This is a genomic window from Morganella psychrotolerans (assembly GCF_001676055.1).
In the GTDB taxonomy this organism is placed as follows: domain Bacteria; phylum Pseudomonadota; class Gammaproteobacteria; order Enterobacterales; family Enterobacteriaceae; genus Morganella; species Morganella psychrotolerans_B.
The window spans coordinates 199,154-223,135 of the sequence record NZ_LZEX01000023.1; the positions used below are offsets into that span (position 1 = coordinate 199,154).

Sequence of the window (23,982 nt, forward strand, 5' to 3'; positions counted from 1 at the left end):
AAGTGGTGTAAAGCCCCTGTTTTCAGCGTGGCATTATATTGACCTTGCCCTTAGGTCAGGGTTTAGCCTTTGCTATAACAGAACTGAATCAATTTGTCATAGCATATCATTATTGATGATAAAGGAAGCATATCATGCAACGACGTGATTTTTTGAAATATAGCGTATTCTTAGGTGCTGCCACGATGCTGCCGGCATGGAGCCGGTTTGCCTTTGCCGCTGAAAACCGACCTTCCCTGGGGATCCCGCCACTTTTAACCTCTGATAATGCACAAAAAATCACCCTGAACATTCAGCAGGGACAGGTCTCTTTTGCTGCCGGAAAAACCACACCGACATGGGGATATAACGGCGACTTGCTCGGCCCTGCGCTGAAATTGAAACGCGGCAAACCGGTCACCGTGGATATTGTGAATAAATTACCGGAAGCGACCACGGTTCACTGGCACGGGCTGGAAATCAGCGGTGAGCAGGATGGCGGTCCGCAGGCGATTATTGAGCCGGGTAAAACCCGGACCGTCAATTTTACCCCGGATCAACCGGAGGCAACTTGTTGGTTCCATCCGCATACCCACGGAAAAACCGGGTATCAGGTCGCGATGGGGCTCGCGGGACTGGTACTGATTGAAGATGAAAACTCCGCCACCACCGGATTACCGAATCAGTGGGGCGTGGATGATATCCCCGTCGTCTTGCAGGATAAGCGCCTGAAAGCAAACGGTGAAATTGATTATCAGCTCGATGTGATGTCTGCGGCGGTCGGCTGGTTCGGCGACATGATGCTGACGAACGGCGCGGTGTATCCGCAGCATATGGCACCACGCGGCTGGTTACGTCTGCGTCTGCTCAACGGTTGCAATGCCCGCAGCCTGCGGATAGCCACCAGTGACGGGCGTCCGCTGTACGTGGTGGCGAGTGACGGCGGTCTTTTGGGTGAACCGGTAAAAGTGCAGGAATTACCGATCCTCATGGGAGAACGTTTTGAAGTGCTGGTGGATACCTCTGATGGTCAGCCGTTTGATATTATCACGCTGCCGGTACGCCAGATGGGCATGACACTCGCTCCGTTTGATAATCCGCTGCCGGTACTGGCTGTCCGTCCGACACTGGATGCCGCGCGCGGTAAACTGCCGGATGTTCTGTCGGCAATGCCGGCGCTGATTGATGCCTCCCGCCTGCCGGTGCGTGAGTTCCGTCTGATGATGGATATGCGCCTTGATATGCAGGGCATGATGATGCTGACAGACAAATATGGCCCGCAGGCCATGGCCGGTATGGGCAATCATGGCGGCATGGGCAATATGGGTGGCCATGGCAATATGGGCAGCGGCATGAAAGGCATGAGCCGCGGAATGCACGGCGGCGGTAACAGTGGCGGCGGTCATTGCGGCTCCGGAAATATTGATATGATGAATGCCAACAGTATTAATGGTCTGCCGTTCTCAATGACAGAAAGTGCGTTTGATGTGAAACAAGGGCAAACGGAGCGCTGGGTGATTTCCGGCGTGGGCGACATGATGCTGCACCCGTTCCATATTCACGGCACGCGTTTTCGTATCCTCAGTGAAGGCGGACGTAAACCGGCAGCACACCGGCAGGGCTGGAAAGATATCGTCCGTATCGAAGGTGATGTCAGCGAAGTTCTGGTGAAATTTGATCATCCGGCAACCAATGCACATCCGTACATGGCGCATTGCCATCTGCTGGAGCATGAAGATACCGGGATGATGATGGGCTTTACGGTTTCTGCCTGATTTATTTCTGTGCATTCTGTCATCCGCGTCATTATGTGGCGCGGACACGTTTGTTCTCCCGCCCGTTATCGCGAATTTATCCGGGGTATGTTAAACTAACGCGCTTTCTGACCAGTATTATACCCTTATTCATTCAGACTGCAGGTTCGTTGGCTGCATCCAGAATGACGTTGGGTAGAAATTCCTTTCTGTTTAATACTGAACCACTGTAACAGCGTAGCGTTGACGGCAAAAAAATCATGAAGAAACATACCTTAGATACAATGATCTCCGAAGCGGAGATTCAGCAGCGTGTTGCCGAACTCGGCAGTGAAATTTCCGCACACTATCGTCACAGCGATAAAGATCTGGTCTTAGTCGGATTGCTGAAAGGCTCTTTTATTTTTATGGCTGATTTATGCCGTAAAATTGATGTTCCGCATGAAGTGGATTTTATGACCGTATCCAGCTACGGCAGCGGTACATCCTCCACCCGTGATGTGAAAATTGTCAAAGATCTGGATGAAGATATCCGCGGCAAAGATGTGCTGATCGTGGAAGATATTATTGATTCCGGTAATACATTGCATCGTGTGCGCGATATTCTCTCTCTGCGCGGCCCGAACTCTGTGTCTATCTGCACACTGCTGGATAAACCCTGCCGCCGTGAAGTAAATGTACCGGTGGAGTGGGTGGGTTATGCAATTGAAGATAAATTTGTGGTGGGCTATGGCATCGATTATGCACAGAGCTACCGCCACCTGCCGTATATCGGGCATGTGACACTGCTGGAAGAGTGATAGTTTTATTATCATCTCAGACAAAATGGCGCCGGAAAGGCGCCATTTTTGTATCGGAATATCAGCGTTTTATCAGTTTCAGGATGCCTGCCTGGATAAGCGGCGAAATAAATGCAGTTAACAGTAGTAACTGAAAATAATGAAACAGAGATGATGATATATAGTTCAGTTCTTCCGGCGCACTGGTACTGAAATATATTTTCCCGTAACAAAAGGATACAAGCATCAGCACAATAATATTACTCACTGTCATTAATATTGCGCTCATCACTGTTATTTTTTTCGTTATCGTATAAATAATACCAAATGATATCAGGCTGATACATAAGAATCCGGCCGAAAATATCAGGCTCGTGATGAAAATAGACGTAATATCATTATAAATTAATGTGCTGCCGGCCGGGAGGTAAGCGTCAGCTGCAAGCCGGACAAAAAAGTACCCGGTTAATAAATTGATAAAACCAAATAAAATGATTATCAGCAGATTATTTTTTTTCATAACCAGCCTTAATTAAATCCAATATTTTAGTGAAATCGCTTTCATTTTTGATGATCCCCAGATGGCGGTTTTTTTTATCAAATTTTCCCAATGCTGTAGGAATACCGGTTCCGCCCTGATCTATAAAAAATTGTACATGCGGGTTATTGTATAATCTGACCGATGGTATCGGATCTTTTCCGTAAAGGTACGGGCTTGGCAGTAAATCATTATTGTAGACATATTCGGTTGTCAGCGATTTTGGTAAAAAATTATCAAATCCGGCAACCGGTGTTACATAGGTATCAAATCCGGCATATTCTAATCCGACAATAGCTTTGCCGCCCTTTTTATCTTGCTGAGAGATAAGATTTTTATCAAACAGTGCCCGCAATTGCTGCCAGGTACTGAGGTCGTTGTGATTGACCCTTTTATTTTCGTAGAAAATATCCTGCTCAAGTTTAAGTTGAAAAACCATGCGGTAAATTTGTTTCCCTGACGGGCCTATTGTATTGGCGAATGAGGGAAAACCGGATTTAGGGTGGATTTGTTCTTTGATGAAATAAATACCCGTATCCCTGATAATCATTGTCTGCATAAACATCCTTTTATTATGAATAAAATGAAATTTATGGGGAGTTATATTAAATTATCAGGGACAGGGCAACTAAATCCCGGGTTGTCAGGTAACTATACGTAATAAAACCAGGGTATAAATAAAACAGTATCCGAAAATACTGTTTTATTTTACTGTATGAATCCCGGGATCAGGACTGTGACATATTAGACAGCTTGGCGACCGCCTGACGATAGACCAGTTCCATTTTTTCGCGGCTGTCAGAGCTGATATCCAGATCGTGAAGCAGACCTTTGTTTATCCCGTAGATCCAGCCGTGGATCATCACGCGCTGACCGCGTTTCCATGCCGCCTGCATAATAGTGGAGTGACCGAGGTTATACACCTGCTCAACCACGTTCAGTTCGCATAAGCGATTGATTCTGTCCTGCGGCGCGAGTTCACCCAGCAGAGAGCTGTGTTGATACCAGATATCACGGATATGCAGCAGCCAGTTATTAATCAACCCGAGTTCGGTGCCTTCGATGGCTGCCTGGATACCGCCGCAGTTATAGTGACCGCAGACGATAATATGTTCGACCTGTAAAACATCCACCGCATACTGGATAACGGAGAGACAGTTAAGATCAGTATGGATAACCAGATTTGCCACATTACGGTGAACAAACAGGTCTCCCGGGGCCGCTTCGATCAGTTTTTCGGCGGGAACACGACTGTCAGAACAGCCGATCCAGAGGAACCGCGGCTTTTGAGCCTGTGCGAGTTCTTTGAAAAAATCCGGATCTTTTTCATTTACGGATTCGGACCACTGTTTGTTATTGGCAAACAGCTCTTCGATTTTTTTCATCATGACGGATAGCCTGTTGGAGATCCTTTCGCTAGAATCTGTGTATAAAAAATTTAAATTTTAATAATTTGTTATTAAATAATTTCAGAAAAGAAGACAAATTGTCAAGAACCGATTCCGGTTCGCAGGTAATATTTTGGTTTATATTGCACTCAAATTTCTAAATTAAAAAGGTATTTTTCTGTTATGACCTATGCACTGGAAATATCACAATTAACCAAGCAGTATGCAGGTGGCGTACAGGCTTTGCGGGGAATTGACCTGAAAGTCAGCGCCGGGGATTTCTATGCGTTACTGGGTCCGAACGGCGCAGGAAAATCCACCACCATCGGCATTATCAGCTCTCTGGTCAATAAAACCGCCGGGAAAGTCTCGGTTTTCGGCTATGACATTGATACTGACCTGGTGCTGGCGAAGCGCCAACTGGGGCTGGTACCGCAGGAGTTTAACTTTAACCCGTTTGAAACCGTATTACAGATTGTATTACAGCAGGCGGGCTATTACGGCGTGCCGCACGATTTAGCGCAGGAGCGGGCAAAAATCTACCTGACGCAACTGGATTTATGGGGAAAACGCAATGAACGCGCTATGCGCTTGTCCGGCGGGATGAAACGCCGTCTGATGATTGCCCGCGCGCTGATGCATCAGCCGAAACTGCTGATCCTCGACGAACCGACTGCCGGTGTGGATATTGAACTGCGCCGCTCAATGTGGGGCTTCCTGAAAATGCTGAATGCGCAGGGGACGACTATCATCCTCACGACGCACTATCTGGAAGAGGCAGAAATGCTGTGCCGCAATATCGGGATTATCCAGCACGGCGAGCTGGTGGAAAACACCAGTATGAAGGAGTTACTCAGCAAGCTGGAGTCTGAAACCTTTATCCTGGATTTAGGCGCAAAAAGTCCGCTGCCGCAGCTTGAGGGCTATAAATATCAGTTAACAGATACCTCAACGCTGGAAGTGGACGTCCGCCGTGAGCAGGGGCTGAATGGTGTTTTTGCCCAATTGAATGCGCAGGGGATTGATGTGTTAAGTATGCGCAACAAAGCAAACCGTCTGGAAGAGTTATTTGTGCATCTGGTTAATCATGATGCGGAGGCTGAAAAATGATGTCGTTGTACTGGGTGGCGCTGAAAACAATCTGGCGCAAAGAGATCACCCGCTTTATGCGGATTTGGATACAGACACTGATCCCGCCGGTGATTACGATGTCGCTCTATTTTATTATCTTCGGGAATCTGATAGGTAACCGGATTGGTGATATGGGCGGCGTGGGGTACATGCAGTTTATCGTGCCCGGGCTTATTATGATGTCCGTGATAACCAACTCTTACGCTAATGTGTCGTCTTCCTTTTTTGGTGCAAAATTCCAGAAAAGTATTGAAGAACTGCTGGTCGCCCCGGTGCCGACTCATGTGATAATTGCCGGGTTTGTCGGCGGCGGCGTGGCGCGTGGTGTGCTGGTCGGCATACTGGTTACGCTTATTTCCCTGTTTTTTGTACCGCTGCATATCCACTCATGGTTTATGATTGTCACCACACTGCTGATGACCTCGATCCTCTTCTCGCTGGCGGGGCTGCTTAATGCACTGTTTGCGAAAAGCTTTGATGATATCAGTATTATTCCGACCTTCGTTCTGACACCGCTGACTTATCTGGGCGGCGTATTTTACTCCCTGACACTGTTACCGGCATTCTGGCAGGCAGTTTCAAAGCTCAATCCGATTGTGTATATGATTAGCGGCTTCCGCTATGGTTTCTTAGGGATCAGTGATGTTTCTGTGGCGACAACACTCGGCGTTCTGAGTCTGTTTATTGCCGTATTTTATATTCTTACCTGGCGTCTGATAGAGAAAGGACGTGGTCTGAGAACCTGATCTCTGATGACAGTTGTGACAGAAACCCGGCAAAATTATTGCCGGGTTTTTTTTTCGCCTCATCGCACCATTTCCCCGCGTGACGTAATTATTTTTCCTCCGGTTATCTCTGATAGCTGAGCGCCTTCTTCCGTTTCCTGCCATTCCAAAACCAAATAACAGAATTAATATGCATTTATTTATCATCACATAGATTAGTTAAATTAATGTGTTTATCGTGTGCAGACTGATGGGATACATCAGTTTTACTGAATTTTTAAGGTGAGCTTCGTTCTGTTTAACGACTATGCCTGATGTCATTCAGGATGCAGAAGTTTGAATGAATAAGGGTATATACCGGAGGTATTTTATGAGTGTGGTTGCATACGGCAAGGAAGGCGGATGGTCATTTATTCATGATTTTCTTAATAGTCCGGAGCGGGGTAACGGACGCTATATTAATAATAAAATCTCATACGATACATTTGATGCGGGTAGCCATATAGCCCGGGAAAATACAACATGGAATGGTATTGGTAAAATAGGGCAGCCGGCGGAGGTGACTTACTCTTTCCCGACATGGGACGGTATGTACAAAAATGGATTCGGTGATAAAGGACTACAGGGATTTAATGCAAACCAGCAGACACAGGCGCGGTTATCACTACAGTCGTGGTCTGATGTGGCAAATATTAAATTTACTGAAGTGAATGCAGGGAGAGGTGAAATCTATACCAATATCACCTTCGGATATATTAATGATAAATATACTCAGGCCTATGCCATGCTGCCGTTCAGTCGTGATGAATGGGGCAGACCGTATACAGATTCGCGCGGTTATGATGTGTCCGGCCAGACCTGGTACAGCTCAACACCGGGTGCGCTGAATATTACACCGGAAAACGGCAATTACGGCCGCCTGACTATTACGCATGAAATCGGTCACTCCCTGGGATTAATGCACCCGGGCGATTATAACGCGGGTCAGGGATCACCGTCTTATAAAAATGCTGATTATGCAGAAGATACCCGACAGTACAGTGTGATGAGTTACTGGAGTGAAAAAATGACCGGCGGGGATAATAAAGGAAGCTATGCTTCAGCCCCTATGCTGGATGACATCACGGCTATCCAGAAACTCTATGGTGCCAATTACAATACCCGGTCGGATGATACTGTGTATGGGTTTAACTCTAATACCGGGCGTGATTATTACTCGGCAAAAAGTGGCAGTGACAAACTGATTTTCAGCATCTGGGATGGCGGTGGTAATGATACGCTGGATTTCTCCCGTTATTCTGATGATCAGCGGATTATCCTGGAATCAGGCAAATTTTCTGATGTGGGCGGGCTGACCGGTAATGTCTCAATTGCACACGGTGTGGTGATTGAGAATGCCATCGGCGGGCGCGGTAATGATGTGATCATCGGCAATGATGCTGACAATATTCTCAAGGGTAATGCGGGGGATGATGTTCTGTACGGCGGTGCCGGGCAGGACACACTCTGGGGCGGCATCGGGCAGGATATTTTTGTCTTTTCTGCCGTAACAGATTCCCTGTATGCGCAACCTGATCGCATTATGGATTTCTCAACCGGCCTGGACAGAATTGACTTACAGGGTCTGAATCAGAACCGGTTTGGTGACAAATTTATTCACTTTGTGAATGAGTTCAGTGGCAGATCCGGGGAAGCCATGCTCAGTTATGATGATGACAGAAATCTGACAGAGCTGCTTATCAATATCGGCGGAAATCAGTATCAGCCTGATTTTAAAGTGGATATTGTAGGTACGGTAAATGTCGCGACTGACTTTATCGTGTAATGCAGCAGACGGGCGCGGCAGGAGTCACTGCGGCGTCCGTACCGCACAGGGAATGATTGAAATGCCTGTCATATACTTAATATTATCACTATTTTCTCTTCTTTTTCTTCCGGGATACAGCATGGCGGATAGTCAGGTTCTGCCCTCAGCGGGCGCGTTAAAAGGTGAATGGCAATTTACCGGCGGGCAACACACTCAGACGGTCATACTGACTGATATCCCGGATACATCGGCAAACGGTTTTGTGCTGCATTTCATGGCGGGCGCGGCAAACCAGCCTGTTACCGCCTGGCGTCCTGAGCCGGACGGTATTGCGTTTGTCACTGCAGACGGTACAGCCCGCTACTTTTTTTGTGCGGAGTCTCCCGGTCATTACCGGGCTGAAATCTGGCATGACGGTGGCGCACAGCTTGTGAAAAAGTAACCCGCCACCCGGCGTGTCCGCAGCATCCTTCTCATAACAAGATTCCTGAGCGATGACTCAGGCGGAGCACCTGTTTATGTTTTCCGGGAAAACCAGAAACGAAATCACCGCATTTATCGCCACACGCAAAAAACTCTTTACCACTCTCGCATTATTCACCGCACTGATTAATCTGCTTATGCTGGTGCCGTCCGTGTATATGTTGCAGGTCTACGATCGCGTTTTACCTTCCGGTAATGATATGACATTACTGATGCTGACACTCATTATGATCGGGCTGTTTATCCTGATGGGCGGGCTGGATTTCCTGCGTAATCTGTTGGTTATCCGTATGAGTAACCAGTTTGATATGGCACTGAATACCCGTATTTACACGGCTGCATTTCAGGCAAAACTGAACCGTACCCCGGGTATCATACCATCAGCGGCGCTGACCGATCTGATGCTGCTGCGCCGTTTTATTACCGGCAACGGTATTTTTGCCTTCTTTGATTTACCCTGGTTCCCGGTTTATCTGCTGATTATTGCGCTGTTTAACCCGTGGCTGGGATTATTTGCATTATGCGGGGCATTGCTTCTGCTGTTTCTTGCCATTATCAACGAACGCTTTTCCGGGCCACCGCTGACGGCGGCGAATCAGTTTTCCACCACCGCGCAACTGATGCAGAGCAGCCATTTTGAGCACACACAGCCCGCTGATGCGATGGGAATGCAGCAACACCTGCGTCAGCGCTGGCTCAATAACCACCTTTGCTGTCTTGAGGCGCAGACTCAGGCAAGTGATGTTGCCGCTAAAATGATGTCGCTGACCAAAACCACGCGCATAGCACTGCAATCCCTGATGCTCGGGCTGGGGGGCTGGCTGGCGCTGGATAATACCATTACGCCGGGCATGATGATTGCCGGTTCTATTCTGATGGGACGCGCACTTGCACCGATCGAACAGGTTATCGGTGTATGGAAAAGCGCGAAAGAGAGCAGGCTGGCCTATCAGCGCCTGAAAACCCTGCTGGCAGCACATCCGTTGCCGCCGGTGAAGATTGCACTGCCGGTACCAAAGGGAAATTTGTCCGTATCCGTAATGCAGGCGGGGTATCCTCACAGCAATGTGCCGCTGTTGCATAATCTGCATTTCAGTCTGGCGGCGGGAGAAGTGCTGGGGGTGATTGGCCCGAGCGGTGCCGGTAAATCGACCCTGGCAAAACTGCTTGCCGGGCTGTGGCCTGCAATGCGGGGTGCTGTCCGGCTGGATGGCGCGGATATCAGTCAGCAGGACAAAACGGAGATTGGTCAGTACATCGGCTATCTTCCGCAGGAAATTTCGCTTTTTACCGGTACAATCGCCGACAATATTGCCAGGTTCGATCCTCATGCGGATGCAGATAATATTATTTATGCCGCAAAAATGGCGCAAATCCATGAATTGATCCTGCAACTGCCGCAGGGATATGAAACGCTCACCGGAGCCAACGGAGAAGGACTTTCCGGCGGACAACGCCAGCGCATTGCACTTGCCCGCGCACTGTATGGCTCACCGGCGCTGATTATTTTAGATGAACCAAGCTCTAATCTGGATGACGCGGGGATCCTCGCACTGGTCAGTGCGATTAATACGCTGAAAGAACAGAAAAAAACCGTCATTCTGATCACTCACCATAAACAGCTGTTGTCCGTTACAGACAAACTGTTACTCCTGATTGACGGGCATGCAAAGTTGTCCGGACCAACGGCTCAGGTTATTACGCAACTGAGTCATTCACCGGCAGAACGGGCAGAACATCATGATAAATAAACACAAAAAAATAAACTCAGATGCGGTGACTGTGCCGGTGGACACACAGAAGTACCGGCGGGCGGGCAGCGTGATGATTATCGCCGGTTTCTGTGGTTTCTTGTTGTGGGCAGGGTTTGCACCACTGGACAGAGGTGTTGCTGCATCAGGAACGGTGATTGTATCAGGCAGCACAAAGCAGGTTCAGGCACCGGTGGACGGGGTTATCTCAGCCATAAAAGCAGAAAACGGGCAGCAGGTGGATGAAGGTCAGGTGTTGGTCAGCCTCAGCCCTGTGCAGTCACAGGCGCGCAAAGAGTCACTGGCGGAGCAACTTGACAGCACGCAGGTCACTATCCGCCGGCTGGAAGCCGAACTCAGCGGACAGAGCGGGTTTACACTGAATGCAACGGATAAATACTACGCGCCTGCGCCTTACAGAGAAGCGCAATTACAGGCGCAAAATGCATTACTGACAGACCGCCGTCTTGAGCTGGAGAGTGAAATTCAGGGCTGGCAGGTGACCATCAGCGGGCTGACCCGGCGGCTCGGCACACTCAGCGATATTGCCCGTAACAAGCAGCAGCAACTGACCAGCCTGACCACACAGACGGCAAACCTGAAATCACTGGCGGAGGAGGGCTATCTGGCACATCACCGTTATCTGGAGGTAGCCCGTGAAAAAGCAGCGTGTCTCAGTCAGATTAATGAAAACCGTCTGCACATCAGCCAGGCAGAAGAGCAAAAGGCGTCTCTGATACAGCGGATAGCTCAGCGGCAGGCAAATTTTCACCAGCAAGCACGTGAAACACTGGCGCGCCTGACGGTGCAGTACAGCGATTTGGAAAAGCAGCGGATTATTGAAACGGATCTGACGGATAAACATCAGATAACCGCGCCGGTGAGCGGAACGGTGATGGATATCTCTGTTTTCACACAAGGCGGCGTGGTGCGCACGGGTGAGAAACTGATGTCGGTTGTCCCGCAGGAGCAGATATTAATCATTGACGGAAAATTATCTCCACAGTGGAGAGACAAAGTGGCATCCGGTCAGCCGGTGGATCTTATTTTTACGGCATTCAACCAAAACCGGACGCCGAAGCTGCAAGGTGAGCTGACATTTATTTCAGCGGATCGCCTGACGGATCCCGATACCCGTGAGCCGTACTATCAGATTCAGGCAACGGTGGCACAAGCGGCCGGGATCCCTGCGATAAAGCCCGGCATGACGGCAGAGATTTTCATTAAAACCGGTGAACGCTCTCTGCTCAGTTATCTGTTCAGGCCGGTAACTGATCGCCTGCATTCCGCACTGTCAGAGGAGTAACAGCATGCACTATTTTTCAGGCGCACATTTTTCAGGCGCACTCTGTGCGGCAGTGTTGTGGCTGCTGACCGGAGCGGCACAGGCAATCACACTGTCTGATCTCTGGTTGCTGGCGCTGAAGTCAGATCCGCATTTTCAGGCGGCACTGAAAACCCATGAGGCGGATTTGGCTCAGGCAGATGCCGGGCTGGCACACCTCCTGCCGACAGCCTGGCTGAGTTATCAGAATACGCCGCAAAACCGCCTGACAAAACGGGAGCCGGTTGCGGAGCAGCAGACTTACCGCAGCCATTCGCTGAATGTGGTGGTGACACAGCCGCTGTTTGATTATGCGGCCTACAGTCAGTATAAAGCGTCCCTTATCAGCCGTCCGGCGGCGGACAGCCGCAGGCAGCAGCAGCTATCTGAGCTGATGGTCAGGGTGACAAAGGCGTATCTGGCACTTGCGTATGTTCAGGATAAACAGGCACTGAACCGGAAACAGGAAGTATTACATCATGCTCAGCTGGCAGCAGCGCAGCGGCTTTATCAGTCGGGAGAAGGCATGCTGACGGATATTCAGGCTCAGCGGACACAGTTATTACTGGTGCAGGCGCAGGTGGCGGATACCGAGCCGGAAATTGAACATGCCCGCCGCACACTGGCGGATATTATCGGTCAGCCGCAATTGCGGGCAGATGATATTGCCCGGCTGAATACGGGAAATTTTCAACCTCCGGCGCTGCTACCGGCAGAATACCCGGCATGGGAGCAGCGGGCGCTGGCAGAAAACCCGCAGATCCTGGCGGCACAGTACGACGTGAGCCTGGCAAAACAGGCGGCAGAAGTACAGCGTGGCGCTTTCATGCCCACCGCGCAGATCTTTGCATCCTGGTCTGATAATAAATCTGACAGCAATAATATGGTGAATCAGCGTTATGAGTCACTCAGCGCCGGTGTTCATCTCTCTGTTCCGCTGTTCAATGGTGGTAAAGATATGGCGGGCATGCGTCGTGTATCTGCACAGTATCAGACGGCTCAGCATGAGCGGGATGCGGTGGTGCAGACATTGCTGCGTGAGTTATCACGTCAGTATCAGATTTGCCGGGGCGGCAGGGTAAAACTGCTGGCGTATGACCAGGCCGTAGCGGCGGCACAACAGCAGATTCAGGCGACACAAAAAAGTATTGCAGCAGGACAAGGCAGCCAGCCGGAAATGCTCAATGCAAGGACGCAGTATTACCGGGTGCTTAATGAGCAGATAAAAGCCCGCTACGACTGGCTGGAGGCATGGATTTTGTTATTGCAGTACAGTCATACGCCGGACAGCGATACTGTCCGGCAGATTGAGGGGTATTTCAGTCAGCAGGCGGCAGATTAACATGCAGGCAATCAATCAGGCGGATGCTTCCCAGCCAGACAGAGGCCAGAATAACGGCTTTCTCACTGTTTACACGCACATCCTGTAGATCATCTGCATCACAGATTTCCAGGCTGATATCGCGGAAACCCGCAGTATTTAAATCTTCGCGGGCATTATCCAGGCTTTCGCTGATGGCACTCGGGCGTTCGCGGATCATATCTGCGAGTGTTTGCAGTGTCAGATAAAGACGCGGTGCTGTTTTTTTCTCATCCGCATCAAGCAGTGTATTGCAGGAACTGAGCGCCAGTCCGGTTTTTTCGCGGGCCGTCGGAATAGTTGCCAGGGCAATATCATAGTTCAGGTCGCGGATCAGGCGGCGGATGGTCAGATAGCGGGGATGGTCGTTTGTGCCGAAGAAAACAATGTCCGGACGGACAAGGTTGAATAATTTGCACATCACGGTGGCGATGCCTCTCAGACGTGTGCGCTGATGCGGCTCATCACACTGGTGAACCAGCGGCGGCACAACAACCTGTGTCTGATGTGTCAGCCCGTGAGGATAAACATCACTGACGGCAGGGGCATAGACCAAATCAACCTGTGCTTTACTCAGTTTTTCACAATCCGCCTGCAATGTCCGCGGATAGCGTTGTAAATCTTCTTCCCGCGCAAATTGCAGCGGATTAACAAAGACGGAGACCACCACAATATCAGCCTGTGCGCGGGCTTCTTTAATCAGCGCCAGATGACCATCGTGCAGGTTTCCCATTGTCGGAATAAACGCAACACGTTTGCTGCCGGTGCGCAGGCGGGCTAACTCGTTGCGCAGGATAAGCGCTGTTTCAATAATCCGCATCAGTGTCTCCTTGTCTGTCCGGTAAGCCAAAAGTACAGAGTCCGGGTGCTTCTCACGACCAGAGCGTGAGCCCGTTTTCCGGGGTACGGGCGATAACGGCTGCAAGTGATTCGCCATCCGGCAGGATAAGCCCGGGCGCTATCTCTGCCAGCGGATACAACATAAACTCACGTTCTTTCAAACCATAATGCGGTACTGTCAGCCGTTCATCATGAATGACTTTATCACCAAACAGCATAATATCTAAGTCTAACGTGCGCGGACCCCAGCGTTCATCTTTGCGCACACGGCCTTGTGACAGTTCGATAGCCTGGGTGGCATCAAGCAGTTCATGCGGGGTCAGCGCGGTTTCCAGCAGGACAGCCAGATTGAGATAATCAGGCTGACCGGCAGGCCCCATAGGGGCGGTGCGGTAGAATGCAGAGTGGCATACCAGGCGGCTTTGCGGTATATCACCTAATGCCGCAATCGCCCGGTTGACCTGATCCAACGGTGAGTCCAGATTACTGCCGATGGCAATATAGACCGGGATCACGATGCACTGTTCTCATTATTCTGACGGTTACGCGGGTGACGGCGGCGCGGACGGCGTTTGAGTGTATCACTGCCCAGGTCTGACACCATTGTGCGCTGTTGCGGGGCATTCGCCAGCTGGAAATCAGCCCACCAGAGTGTCAGTTCCTGCAATTCGTGACGACCTTCCACTTTTGCGCGTAATTCCAGTAAATCAAATGCTGCACGGAATTTCTGGTTTTCGATCAGCCGGTTAGCCCGTTTACCCTGACGGCGCGGCAGACGAAGCTGTAACTGCCAGATATCCCGCATTGCGGTTGTCAGTCGTTTAGGAATAGCAATTGCGCGGCACTGTTCATCAAGAATGTCATTAATGGCGATAGCAAAGGCTTCATAGTAAGCCAGGCCACTTTCCTGAGCGAGTTTCTCCGCATGTTCGCACAGCGGATACCACAACATTACCGCAAACAAGAATGCCGGATTGACCCGCTGATCATGATGGATGCGGTAATCGGTATTTTTCAGTACCTGGTCGATAATACGCGCCAGCGGCGTGTTATTACTCTCTTTTAATGGTCCGGCAACCAGCGGGAACAACATATCCAGCAGATCGTATTCACGCAGCAGATTGAATGTTTTATATCCGTCACCGGCCTGTAACAGCTTCAGCACCTCTTCAAACAGACGGGCAGGCGGGATATCGCGCAGCAGTGTGCTCAGTGTGCGGATTGGTGCGGCGGTTTGCGGCTCAATGGTCATGTCCAGCTTACCGGCAAAGCGGATAGCACGTAACATCCGCACCGGGTCTTCACGGTAACGGGTTTCAGGATCACCAATCAGGCGGATAATCCGCTGCTGTAGATCTGACAACCCGCCGACATAATCGCGTACTGAGAAATCAGACACGCTGTAATACAGGCTGTTGATGGTGAAATCACGGCGCACTGCATCTTCTTCGATAGTACCGAAAATATTATCGCGCAGCAGCATTCCGTTCTTACCCTGCTGAGAACGGGTTTTTTCATCGGTTCCGGCGGGTTCTTCCGCATTATCATGCGGACCACGGAAAGTGGCGACTTCAATAATATCCTGTCCGAACATAATATGTGCAAGGCGGAAACGACGACCCACCAGGCGGCAGTTACGGAATAATTTTCTTACTTCGTCCGGCGTTGCGTTAGTGGCAATATCAAAGTCTTTTGGTTTGCGATCCAGCAGCAGATCACGGACCCCCCCGCCGACAAGGTGAGCGTCAAAACCTGATTTATTCAGGCGGTATAGAACCTTAAGTGCATTCTCACTGATGTTCTGACGGGAAATAGCGTGACTGTTACGGGGAATGACGGTCGCCCGGATTGTTCCGCTATTATTATCCATTTGTGCCGGTTTTTTACGCTTCACGGCAGGACGCGCGGGCTTAGCTCTGCGGGTGGCCGGATTCTGTGGCGTATGGTCAGCATTCGGGGCCGGCCTCTCAATGGCAGCCTCTGTGCGATCTGGTTTATTTTCTCGTGAAATCAGACTGCGACAGAACTTTGCGACTCGATTTAAAATGGTACACCTCTGTATAACAATTAAATGATCTAAAAAATAAGCGACTAATAATATCGTACACTTGTATTTTTGAGAATGCTTTACCAAAGGTAAAGCTAAATTATTCCCTGTTTGCAATCATATTGTCACGGGGAATACAGGCCGTTTGCCCGGAGAGTTTACGCGCGGCAGGGCCTGGCATCAATGGTAAATGAATATATACCGGGTATAGGTGATTCACTGAGCCGGTGTTTATTGTGACGGCGGAACGTAAGACAGCCCCGGTACAACGGCCGGAGAGCCGGAAAGAGGCGCCGGAGGAGACGGGCACGCCGCATTTTTCAGAGTATATATTTGTGCAGAAGACAGAATAAAAACGGACGGCGCTGTAAAAGCGCCGTCTGAGGTAAATGTATCAGCCTGCCATCTGCTTTTCGCGGATTTCAGCTAATGTTTTACAGTCGATACACAAATCTGCGGTCGGGCGCGCTTCTAAGCGGCGGATCCCGATCTCGACCCCGCAGGACTCACAAAAACCAAAATCGTCGTCCTCAACCTTTTTGAGGGTTTTTTCGATTTTTTTGATCAGTTTTCGTTCGCGATCACGGTTACGAAGTTCCAGGCTGAATTCTTCTTCCTGAGCCGCCCGGTCGACCGGGTCCGGGAAGTTTGCTGCTTCATCCTGCATGTGGGTAACAGTACGGCCGACTTCGTCTCTCAGTTGGTTGCGCCATGCTTCAAGTATCAACTTGAAGTGGGCCAGCTGAGCGGCATTCATGTATTCTTCGCCTGCTTTTTCGTGATACGGCTCAACGCCGGCAATGGCAAGAATGCTCAGGGACGAGGTTTTACGTTTTTGCCCTTCCTGCATAATGCTTCTCCTACACACGCATCTCTGACAATATCCCTTAGAGGGGAAAAAATAGGTCGCTATAGATAGCAGATGATTACGGGTAATGCAACCCTTGCTCTCATTAGTTTTGTAAGGTGTGAAGAACAGCGTGTTTATTCGCCCACAGCTAACAAAACATCCTACTTATTATAAAAAAAAACTGATATTCACCCTGTGAATGAAAAGGGTATTTTTTCATCAACACTAATACCATCCGGTGTTATGCGCATCTTGTAGCAGATAATTTCCATTCCGGATAGTGCTGCCTGCTGTAATAGTGATGAATATTTTTTATCAATATGTGCAGCTCCTGATACTGACTCAATCCCTGAGTGCAGTACAGCAAAAAAGAGAACTGCACGGTTTCCCGCTTCAGCAATTGCTTGTAACTCACGTAAGTGTTTTTGTCCACGTAAAGTTACGGTATCGGGAAAATAACCTTGTTCGTTTTCCAGCAATGTGACGGATTTTACCTCGATGTAGCAGGGCGCTTTATGCGGATCCGTCAGTAAAAAATCGACCCGGCTGTTTTCGCCGCCGTATCTTACTTCCTGTGCCTGAGTTTCATATCCGGTAAGTTCCGGGATTTGCGACTGCATCAGCGCGTCACTCACTAACTGATTCGCTCGCAGGGTATTAACACAAATAAGATGTCCGTCCTGTGTCTGTGTCAGTTCCCAGCTATGTGGGTATTTGCGCTTCGTATTGGCAGACTCCGAATACCAGACTGTATCACCAGGCGTTGCACAGCCCGTCATTGCACCGGTATTGGCACAATGAATAGTGATAGTGCTGCCGTCCTGCGTGATAATATCAGCAAGAAAACGCTTATAACGCTGAATCAGCGTCCCCGCCTGTAACGGGGGATGAAACTCCATAGCAACTCCTGTCAATGTGACTGCACTTTTCAGGGGGCGGCAATGCTACAATGTTGTGCGCCGAAAGTTAAGCAGAAGATGATGAGGTTTTTGTGACATATTCCCCCGTTTGTAACATTTACCCTGCGCTGAGTGCCGCACTCAGGCATGCGCCACAGGTATTATTACAGGCACCGACCGGCAGTGGTAAGTCCACTGTATTACCCTTGCTTATGCTTGATGATGCATCCGTTACCGGGCGGATTATTATGCTGGAACCCCGCCGTATCGCGGCCCGCAGCGTGGCGCACCGGCTGGCATCACAGCGCGGGGAAAAGGTGGGTGAGACGGTAGGTTACCGGATGCGCGGCGAAACCCGGGTCAGTAAAACGACACAAATAGAAGTTGTAACAGAAGGCATTTTAGTCCGGATGTTACAGCAAGATCCGGAATTATCTGACGTAGATATAATTATTTTAGATGAATTTCACGAGCGCAGTTTGCAGGCCGATCTCGCGCTTGCACTATTATTAGATGTGCAATCTTCACTGCGCCCTGATTTACGTCTGCTGATTATGTCCGCCACATTAAATAATGAACAATTATTATCGCTGCTGCCGGATGCTGAAGTGATCACCGCCGAAGGCCGGGCATTCCCGGTTGAACGGCGCTGGCAGCCACTCAATCCGCATCAGCCGTTTATCAGCGAAGTTGCCCGTCATGTGTTGCAGCTGTATCAGCAGAACTCCGGGTCTGTGCTGGTTTTTTTGCCGGGTCAGGCAGAAATCTGTCGTTTACAGGAGCAACTTGCCGGAAAAACAGATGCGGATACCCTTATCTGCCCGCTGTACGGGGCGCTTTCCCTTGATGAGCAGCAGCAGGCAATTGAACCGCCGCCTGAGGGAATGCGTAAAATTGTGCTGGCAACCAATATTGCGGAAACCAGTCTGACAATAGAAGGTGTCACCCTGGTGGTGGACAGTTGTCAGGAAAAAGTGACTCAGTTTGATCCGCGCAGCGGGCTGACCCGCCTGGTGCGCAGCCGGATAAGCCGTGCTGCCATGACACAGCGCGCCGGACGTGCCGGGCGCTGAGTCCCGGTATCTGCCTGCATTTGTGCGGGCAGGCCGAGGCAGAGCGGGCGGCGGCACACAGTGAGCCGGAAATCTGTCACACGGATTTATCCGGATTAATGCTGAACCTGGCGCAGTGGGGCTGCCGTGATGTTTCTCAGCTGTCCTGGCTTGATACACCACCTGCGGTTGCGGTACGCGTTGCACAACAGTTGCTGACTGATATGGGCTGCCTTCTGCCGCAGGGCGGGCTGACGGCAAAAGGCGAAGCGATGGCGGGATCCGGCACGGAGCCCCGGCTGGCCGCACTGTGGTTATACACGCTGAATGAGTCCCCGCAGCAGATTTATTGGGCGGCAAGATTGATTGCCGTACTGGAAGAACCGCCGCGTGAGGGGAACGGAAACCTGTTACATGATCTGACTCACCCGTCTGCCCGGTGGGACAAGCGGGCGCAGCAATTACTGAGTGCCGCAGGGCTGCCGGTCAGAAAACCGGCACAACCGCCGGATAATGACTGGCTGTGCCGCACCTTATTACAGGGATTTCCTGATCGCATTGCCGGTAATCGCGGGCGCTTTGGTATTTTTCAGCTGGCAAACGGCGTGGGGGCGGTTACAGATGAAAGCAGTCCGCTCGGCAATGAAAACGGGCTGGTAGCTCCGCTGATTTTGCAAAATGAACAATATGCCAATGCGCGTATCCTGCGCGCAGTGCCGTTTGAGCTGTCACAATTGCAGGATCTCGCCCCGCACCTGCTGAAAACAGAGAACCGGCTGACCCGTGATGAGAGCCGCGGAACATGGCAGGCGTGGCGGGCGGTGACCTGTGGTCAGCTGATAATAGAGCGCAGACAGCTTGCCGCGCCTTCTGCTGACATTGTCCGTGAGGCATTACTGGGTTGGATAGGTGAGCAGGGATTATCCGTGCTGACGTGGCGTGATGAAAGTCAGCAGTTGCTCATCCGCTTACAGTTAGCGAAAATCTGGTTCCCGGAGAAAACGCTGCCGGCAGGGGATGATGAAACGCTGCGGGAAACACTTGCGGTCTGGCTCTCTCCTTACCTGAATAATGTGCGCAATCAGCAGCAGCTTGCGGGAATTGATCTGTATGGCGCATTGCGCCAGCGTCTTGACTGGTCACAGCAGCAGTGGCTGGATACACAGTTTCCCCGCCATTTTGATGTTCCCACCGGTTCGCGGATCCCGGTAGAATATACATTGGATAAACCACCGGTTATGGCAGTACGTATTCAGGAGATGTATGGTGTGGATGAAACACCGTCTGTGGCGCAGGGACGTCTGCCGGTCACCGTCAGTCTGCTGTCGCCCGCACACCGTCCGATTCAGGTCACCGCAGACCTGAAAGCCTTTTGGGCAGGGAGCTACAGGGAGGTACAAAAAGAGATGAAAGGGCGTTATCCCAAGCATTTCTGGCCGGATGATCCGGCGAACGCGCAGCCGACAAAGCGTGTAAAAAAGTTTATGTAAATGCAAAGATTGGTTTTTTTAACGCGATTTTTGCTGTGTATGTTTCCGGAATCGGCGACAATAGCAACTGATACCCTTTTCATTCAGACTGCAGGTTTGTTGGCAGCATGAAGCCTGCCTGCATCCTGAATGACGTTGGGTATATATATTATCGCCTGTCCCGCTGAAACAACGGAAGGCGGCAGACAGACTGACGGGAGAGAGCATGTCTGATTTTGATCGTGAACGCACCGGCCGCAGTGGCAAAAAAGCCGCTGCCGGTAAGAAAAGGCGCTCAGACCGCCGTCGCCGGGAAGCGGATTATGACGACGATTATGAGTATGACGATGAATTTACTGATGACGAATCTGAAGATGATGACGATTATGATGATGAGGAAGCAGCCCGCATGAGTAAAAAAGGGCGCAAAAACAAGCCGCCTAAGCGCCGCTGGCGCTGGATTTGGTTCCTTGTCAAAATTGGTGTTGTTATGGCGGTTCTGCTGGGCATTTACGGCGTGTATCTGGCCGGTAAAATCAGTGATCGGCTGGATGGCAAAGTCTGGGATCTGCCTGCGGCGGTTTACGGGCGTACCGTGAATCTTGAGCCGGGCATGGATTACAGCCAGAAAGAGATGGTGAAACTGCTGGAAGGCATGCAGTACCGTCAGGTGAGCAAAATTACCAGCGCCGGCGAATTTACCGTTAACGGCAATACGATCCAGCTGCACCGCCGTCCGTTTGACTTCCCTGACAGTAAAGAAGGGCAGATTAACGCCCGCCTGGTCTTTGGCGGCAGCGGGCTGGAAAAAATCGAAAACGTGGATAACGGCCGTGAATTCGGTTTCTTCCGCCTTGATCCGAAACTGATTACCATGCTGCAATCCGCAAATGGTGAGCAGCGGCTGTTCCTTGCCCGCAGTGGTTTTCCTGATGTACTGGTAAAAGCATTGTTGGTTACTGAAGACCGCAATTTCTATGAGCATGACGGGATCAGCATTACCTCCATCGGACGTGCGCTGCTGGCAAACCTGACTGCCGGACGTGCGGTACAGGGCGGCAGTACGCTGACACAGCAATTGGTAAAAAATCTGTTCTTATCAAATGAGCGGACACTGGTACGTAAAGCCAATGAAGCCTATATGGCGCTCATTATGGATTACCGCTATGACAAAGATCGCATCCTCGAACTGTACCTGAATGAAGTGTATCTGGGGCAGAGCGGTGATGAGCAAATCCGCGGTTTCCCGCTGGCAAGCCTGTATTATTTCGGGCGTCCGGTGGATGAACTGAGTCTTGACCAGGTTGCATTGCTGGTGGGGATGGTTAAAGGCGCGTCGTATTACAACCCGTGGCGTAATCCGCAAAATGCCCTTGAGCGCCGTAATGTGGTGCTTAAACTGTTGCAGACACAGGGCAATGTTATTGATCAGGATATGTATGATGTCCTGAGCGCCCGTCCGCTCGGTGTGAAAGAAAAAAGCGGGGTTATCACACCGCAACCGGCCTTTATGCAACTGGTCCGCCAGGAACTGCGTGAGAAGCTGGGTGATAAAGTGGATGATCTCTCCGGCGTGAAAATTTTCACCACGTTGGATCCTGTGTCACAGGATGCAGCTGAAAATGCCGTGGAAGAGGGAATTAAAGCTATCCGTGCTGAGCGGAAAAAACCAGGTCTGGAAGGGGCGATGGTTATCGTTGACCGGATAAGCGGGGAAGTCCGCGCCATGGTCGGCGGCTCTCAGCCGCAGTTTGCCGGGTTTAACCGCGCAATGGCGGCAGAGCGTTCTATCGGCTCGCTGGCAAAACCGGTGACGTATCTGACGGCGTTGGGCAATCCGGATACTTACCGTCTGAATACCTGGCTGGATGATAATCCGCTGACTATTCAGGTTCCGGGCGGCGGCGGTACCTGGTCACCGCGTAACGACAGTAAAACCTTCAGTGGCCGCGTGATGTTGGTGGACGGGCTTGCCCGCTCTATTAACGTGCCGACAGTTAACCTTGGTATGGCGGTCGGGCTGGATGCGGTAGCAGATACCTTTATCCGCCTCGGCGCACCGGCGAAAAATATACAGAAGATCCCGGCAATGCTGTTGGGTGCGGTTAATCTGACGCCGTTGCAGGTTTCGCAACTGTTCCAGACTATCGGCAGCGGTGGTAACCGGGCAACATTATCGGCACTGCGTTCTGTTATTGCAGAAGACGGTACGGTGATTTACCAGAGCTTCCCGCAGGCACAGCGTGCGGTTGCACCACAGGCGGCTTATCTGACCTTATATGGTATGCAGCAGGTTGTGGTGCGCGGTACGGCAGCCCGCCGGTTAGGGCCGAAATTCGGTAAATATAATCTGGCCGGGAAAACCGGGACCACCAACGAAATGCGCGACAGCTGGTTTGTCGGCATCGACGGGAAAGAAGTCACTGTGTCCTGGATGGGACTGGATGATAACAGTCCGTCCGGTTTGTACGGCGGCTCCGGTGCGCTGGTGCTCTATGCCCGTTATCTGGACAATCAGCCGCCGCTGGCACTGAACCTGAATCCGCCGGAAGATATTACCGATATGTCGGTTAACGCAGACGGTAATTTTGTCTGTGACGGCGTGGGTGTCGCCCGCACTCTGCCGGTCTGGACCACAGATGCTCAGGCATTATGCGGACAGCAGGCGGCACCTGTACAGCAGGAACCTCAGTCCGGTGAAGAAGCACCGGGCTGGTTAAAAGAGATGTTTGATCAGTAATCATTATGCTCTTTTATTTGCATTGAAAACCCGCCGCCAGGCGGGTTTTGTGTTTTTGTGGTATGTTTAAGTAATAGGTAAATAATTAGTTGTAAAATCATTAGATGGCATCTTTAATCGCATTTTTTTAAGTGCTATACATGTACGGAGGATAATAGTGCGGAGGCGCAAAATGACGTATCAGATACTCAGTAATACGGCTGCAAGTATTACTGATTTAAAACGTAATCCGATGGGAACGGTGCAGGAAGGTGAAGGTAACCCGGTTGCCATTCTTAATCGTAATGAACCTGCATTTTATTGTGTTCCGCCAGAGTTATTTGCCTGGTATGTGGAACTGGCAGAAGATGCTTTGCTTAATCAGCTGGCGGATGAACGTATGAAATCACCTGAGATAGTGAGTGTATCTCTGGATGACCTATAAGCTTGAATTTGAAAAAAAAGCACTGAAGGAATGGCGCAAGCTTGGTCATCCTGTTCAGATGCAGTTTAAGAAAAAACTGGCGGAACGTCTGGAAAATCCGCATATCCCGTCAGCACGACTGAGCGGATGCAATAACCGTTATAAAATTAAACTCAAAGCGTCCGGTTATCGTCTGATTTATGAAGTTATTGATGACTGTGTTGTTCTGTTAGTGATTGCGGTCGCTAAGCGGGAAAATAATACCGTTTATCTTATAGCTGATGGACGTTGACATAATGAAGGCTAATCCATTGATGAAACAAGCTATCGTTTCCCATCCCGGTGTTATTGTATCCAATATCCTTACTGATCTTGGTGTGGGAGTCCGTCAGTTTGCTAAAAATATTGGTGTGACACCGGCAACGGTTTCCCGTTTTTTATCCGGAAAAACAGCGCTTACACCCTCTTTGGCTATCCGCATAGCGGCAGCGTTAGGCAGTAATCCGGCTTTCTGGCTACGTTTACAGGCAAATTATGATTTGCACCGCCTGCAAAATGAAATCGATATCTCAGGTATCGTGTTATATGACGCTTTTGCATCTGAGAAGAAAGTATCGGAAACAAACTGATATAAAAAAACGCATCCGACCGGATGCGTTTTTT

At 50.4% G+C, this 23,982-nt stretch carries 20 protein-coding genes and 1 pseudogene; 14 read left to right on the forward strand and 7 right to left on the reverse strand.

Annotated features, from left to right (window positions below; all coding sequences use genetic code 11):
- Nucleotides 1-134 precede the first annotated feature (134 nt).
- Both cueO and hpt read left to right on the forward strand, forming a co-directional pair.
- Entirely contained in the window at nucleotides 135-1,754 is a 1,620-nt protein-coding gene (cueO, locus tag AYY17_RS12860) for a multicopper oxidase CueO (RefSeq protein ID WP_067424230.1), read from the forward strand.
- A gap of 239 nt (nucleotides 1,755-1,993) precedes the next feature.
- The gene (gene hpt / locus AYY17_RS12865) at nucleotides 1,994-2,533 is read left to right on the forward strand and encodes a hypoxanthine phosphoribosyltransferase (RefSeq protein WP_202906090.1); all 540 of its coding nucleotides are present in this window, start codon (nucleotides 1,994-1,996) and stop codon (nucleotides 2,531-2,533) included.
- A gap of 485 nt (nucleotides 2,534-3,018) precedes the next feature.
- On the opposite strand, the gene AYY17_RS12875 is transcribed toward hpt, so the two are convergent.
- Together AYY17_RS12875 and can are read right to left on the reverse strand one after the other, a co-directional pair.
- A complete protein-coding gene (locus AYY17_RS12875; protein WP_067424233.1) occupies nucleotides 3,019-3,609 on the reverse strand; it encodes a hypothetical protein in 591 nt (196 codons plus the stop codon).
- Between the two features lie 169 nt (nucleotides 3,610-3,778).
- Nucleotides 3,779-4,438, reverse strand: a complete 660-nt coding sequence (gene can, locus AYY17_RS12880; RefSeq protein ID WP_067403807.1) for a carbonate dehydratase — start codon at nucleotides 4,436-4,438, stop codon at nucleotides 3,779-3,781.
- Between the two features lie 183 nt (nucleotides 4,439-4,621).
- Between can and AYY17_RS12885 the strand changes: the two genes are divergently transcribed.
- From AYY17_RS12885 to AYY17_RS12915, 7 genes are all read left to right on the forward strand, one after another.
- Entirely contained in the window at nucleotides 4,622-5,548 is a 927-nt protein-coding gene (locus AYY17_RS12885) for an ABC transporter ATP-binding protein (RefSeq protein WP_067424236.1), read from the forward strand.
- The gene (locus AYY17_RS12890; RefSeq protein WP_067424238.1) at nucleotides 5,545-6,315 is read left to right on the forward strand and encodes an ABC transporter permease; all 771 of its coding nucleotides are present in this window, start codon (nucleotides 5,545-5,547) and stop codon (nucleotides 6,313-6,315) included. The genes AYY17_RS12885 and AYY17_RS12890 overlap by 4 nt, the downstream gene beginning before the upstream one ends.
- Before the next feature lie 349 nt (nucleotides 6,316-6,664).
- Nucleotides 6,665-8,119, forward strand: coding sequence for a serralysin family metalloprotease (locus AYY17_RS12895; RefSeq protein ID WP_067424240.1), 1,455 nt, complete (start codon nucleotides 6,665-6,667; stop codon nucleotides 8,117-8,119).
- A 121-nt stretch (nucleotides 8,120-8,240) separates the two neighbouring features.
- Complete coding sequence (locus AYY17_RS12900; RefSeq protein ID WP_067424242.1) at nucleotides 8,241-8,543, forward strand: AprI/Inh family metalloprotease inhibitor; 303 nt, start codon at nucleotides 8,241-8,243, stop codon at nucleotides 8,541-8,543.
- Nucleotides 8,544-8,619: 76 nt separating this feature from the next.
- Nucleotides 8,620-10,335: a type I secretion system permease/ATPase gene (locus AYY17_RS12905; RefSeq protein WP_067424485.1), complete on the forward strand. Its 1,716-nt coding sequence runs from the start codon at nucleotides 8,620-8,622 to the stop codon at nucleotides 10,333-10,335.
- Nucleotides 10,325-11,641, forward strand: coding sequence for an HlyD family type I secretion periplasmic adaptor subunit (locus AYY17_RS12910; protein ID WP_067424244.1), 1,317 nt, complete (start codon nucleotides 10,325-10,327; stop codon nucleotides 11,639-11,641). The genes AYY17_RS12905 and AYY17_RS12910 overlap by 11 nt, the downstream gene beginning before the upstream one ends.
- A 4-nt stretch (nucleotides 11,642-11,645) precedes the next feature.
- On the forward strand, nucleotides 11,646-13,001 hold the full coding sequence (locus tag AYY17_RS12915) for a TolC family outer membrane protein (RefSeq protein WP_067424246.1): 1,356 nt from the start codon (nucleotides 11,646-11,648) through the stop codon (nucleotides 12,999-13,001).
- Here the strand turns inward: AYY17_RS12915 and panC are convergent.
- From panC to sfsA, 5 genes are all read right to left on the reverse strand, one after another.
- Entirely contained in the window at nucleotides 12,979-13,839 is an 861-nt protein-coding gene (gene panC, locus AYY17_RS12920) for a pantoate--beta-alanine ligase (RefSeq protein ID WP_067424248.1), read from the reverse strand. The two genes, AYY17_RS12915 and panC, sit on opposite strands and share 23 nt — an antisense overlap.
- 52 nt (nucleotides 13,840-13,891) lie before the next feature.
- Nucleotides 13,892-14,374, reverse strand: coding sequence for a 2-amino-4-hydroxy-6-hydroxymethyldihydropteridine diphosphokinase (folK, locus tag AYY17_RS12925; protein WP_067424250.1), 483 nt, complete (start codon nucleotides 14,372-14,374; stop codon nucleotides 13,892-13,894).
- Nucleotides 14,371-15,873, reverse strand: a complete 1,503-nt coding sequence (gene pcnB, locus AYY17_RS12930) for a polynucleotide adenylyltransferase PcnB (RefSeq protein WP_412779022.1) — start codon at nucleotides 15,871-15,873, stop codon at nucleotides 14,371-14,373. Before pcnB ends, folK begins: the two co-directional genes overlap by 4 nt.
- Nucleotides 15,874-16,300: 427 nt before the next feature.
- Nucleotides 16,301-16,756, reverse strand: a complete 456-nt coding sequence (gene dksA, locus AYY17_RS12935) for an RNA polymerase-binding protein DksA (protein WP_067424251.1) — start codon at nucleotides 16,754-16,756, stop codon at nucleotides 16,301-16,303.
- A 188-nt stretch (nucleotides 16,757-16,944) separates the two neighbouring features.
- On the reverse strand, nucleotides 16,945-17,655 hold the full coding sequence (gene sfsA, locus AYY17_RS12940) for a DNA/RNA nuclease SfsA (protein WP_067424253.1): 711 nt from the start codon (nucleotides 17,653-17,655) through the stop codon (nucleotides 16,945-16,947).
- A gap of 92 nt (nucleotides 17,656-17,747) precedes the next feature.
- Between sfsA and hrpB the strand changes: the two are divergent.
- From hrpB to AYY17_RS12965, 5 genes and pseudogenes are all read left to right on the forward strand, one after another.
- A pseudogene (gene hrpB / locus AYY17_RS12945) lies at nucleotides 17,748-20,197 on the forward strand (ATP-dependent helicase HrpB).
- A 205-nt stretch (nucleotides 20,198-20,402) separates the two neighbouring features.
- Complete coding sequence (mrcB, locus tag AYY17_RS12950) at nucleotides 20,403-22,916, forward strand: bifunctional glycosyl transferase/transpeptidase (protein WP_067424254.1); 2,514 nt, start codon at nucleotides 20,403-20,405, stop codon at nucleotides 22,914-22,916.
- A 172-nt stretch (nucleotides 22,917-23,088) separates the two neighbouring features.
- Nucleotides 23,089-23,340: a type II toxin-antitoxin system Phd/YefM family antitoxin gene (locus tag AYY17_RS12955; protein WP_032097815.1), complete on the forward strand. Its 252-nt coding sequence runs from the start codon at nucleotides 23,089-23,091 to the stop codon at nucleotides 23,338-23,340.
- Nucleotides 23,330-23,611 carry a type II toxin-antitoxin system RelE family toxin gene (locus AYY17_RS12960; protein WP_067424256.1) on the forward strand — a complete coding sequence of 94 codons (282 nt, stop codon included), beginning with the start codon at nucleotides 23,330-23,332 and terminating at the stop codon, nucleotides 23,609-23,611. Before AYY17_RS12955 ends, AYY17_RS12960 begins: the two co-directional genes overlap by 11 nt.
- A gap of 4 nt (nucleotides 23,612-23,615) precedes the next feature.
- Complete coding sequence (locus AYY17_RS12965; RefSeq protein ID WP_328585540.1) at nucleotides 23,616-23,948, forward strand: HigA family addiction module antitoxin; 333 nt, start codon at nucleotides 23,616-23,618, stop codon at nucleotides 23,946-23,948.
- The last annotated feature ends 34 nt before the right edge of the window (nucleotides 23,949-23,982 follow it).

What these genes read in the sequence shown, in the direction of transcription:
- AYY17_RS12875 (WP_067424233.1), bottom strand. Translation starts at nt 3,609, where the DNA reads ATGCAGACAATGATTATCAGGGATACGGGTATTTATTTCATCAAAGAA.
- AYY17_RS12965 (WP_328585540.1), top strand. Translation starts at nt 23,616, where the DNA reads ATGAAGGCTAATCCATTGATGAAACAAGCTATCGTTTCCCATCCCGGT.
- AYY17_RS12955 (WP_032097815.1), top strand. Translation starts at nt 23,089, where the DNA reads ATGACGTATCAGATACTCAGTAATACGGCTGCAAGTATTACTGATTTA.
- AYY17_RS12890 (WP_067424238.1), top strand. Translation starts at nt 5,545, where the DNA reads ATGATGTCGTTGTACTGGGTGGCGCTGAAAACAATCTGGCGCAAAGAG.
- hpt (WP_202906090.1), top strand. Translation starts at nt 1,994, where the DNA reads ATGAAGAAACATACCTTAGATACAATGATCTCCGAAGCGGAGATTCAG.
- AYY17_RS12900 (WP_067424242.1), top strand. Translation starts at nt 8,241, where the DNA reads ATGGCGGATAGTCAGGTTCTGCCCTCAGCGGGCGCGTTAAAAGGTGAA.
- AYY17_RS12905 (WP_067424485.1), top strand. Translation starts at nt 8,620, where the DNA reads ATGTTTTCCGGGAAAACCAGAAACGAAATCACCGCATTTATCGCCACA.
- AYY17_RS12915 (WP_067424246.1), top strand. Translation starts at nt 11,646, where the DNA reads ATGCACTATTTTTCAGGCGCACATTTTTCAGGCGCACTCTGTGCGGCA.
- AYY17_RS12910 (WP_067424244.1), top strand. Translation starts at nt 10,325, where the DNA reads ATGATAAATAAACACAAAAAAATAAACTCAGATGCGGTGACTGTGCCG.
- AYY17_RS12885 (WP_067424236.1), top strand. Translation starts at nt 4,622, where the DNA reads ATGACCTATGCACTGGAAATATCACAATTAACCAAGCAGTATGCAGGT.
- panC (WP_067424248.1), bottom strand. Translation starts at nt 13,839, where the DNA reads ATGCGGATTATTGAAACAGCGCTTATCCTGCGCAACGAGTTAGCCCGC.
- dksA (WP_067424251.1), bottom strand. Translation starts at nt 16,756, where the DNA reads ATGCAGGAAGGGCAAAAACGTAAAACCTCGTCCCTGAGCATTCTTGCC.
- mrcB (WP_067424254.1), top strand. Translation starts at nt 20,403, where the DNA reads ATGTCTGATTTTGATCGTGAACGCACCGGCCGCAGTGGCAAAAAAGCC.
- cueO (WP_067424230.1), top strand. Translation starts at nt 135, where the DNA reads ATGCAACGACGTGATTTTTTGAAATATAGCGTATTCTTAGGTGCTGCC.
- AYY17_RS12960 (WP_067424256.1), top strand. Translation starts at nt 23,330, where the DNA reads ATGACCTATAAGCTTGAATTTGAAAAAAAAGCACTGAAGGAATGGCGC.
- sfsA (WP_067424253.1), bottom strand. Translation starts at nt 17,655, where the DNA reads ATGGAGTTTCATCCCCCGTTACAGGCGGGGACGCTGATTCAGCGTTAT.
- can (WP_067403807.1), bottom strand. Translation starts at nt 4,438, where the DNA reads ATGATGAAAAAAATCGAAGAGCTGTTTGCCAATAACAAACAGTGGTCC.
- AYY17_RS12895 (WP_067424240.1), top strand. Translation starts at nt 6,665, where the DNA reads ATGAGTGTGGTTGCATACGGCAAGGAAGGCGGATGGTCATTTATTCAT.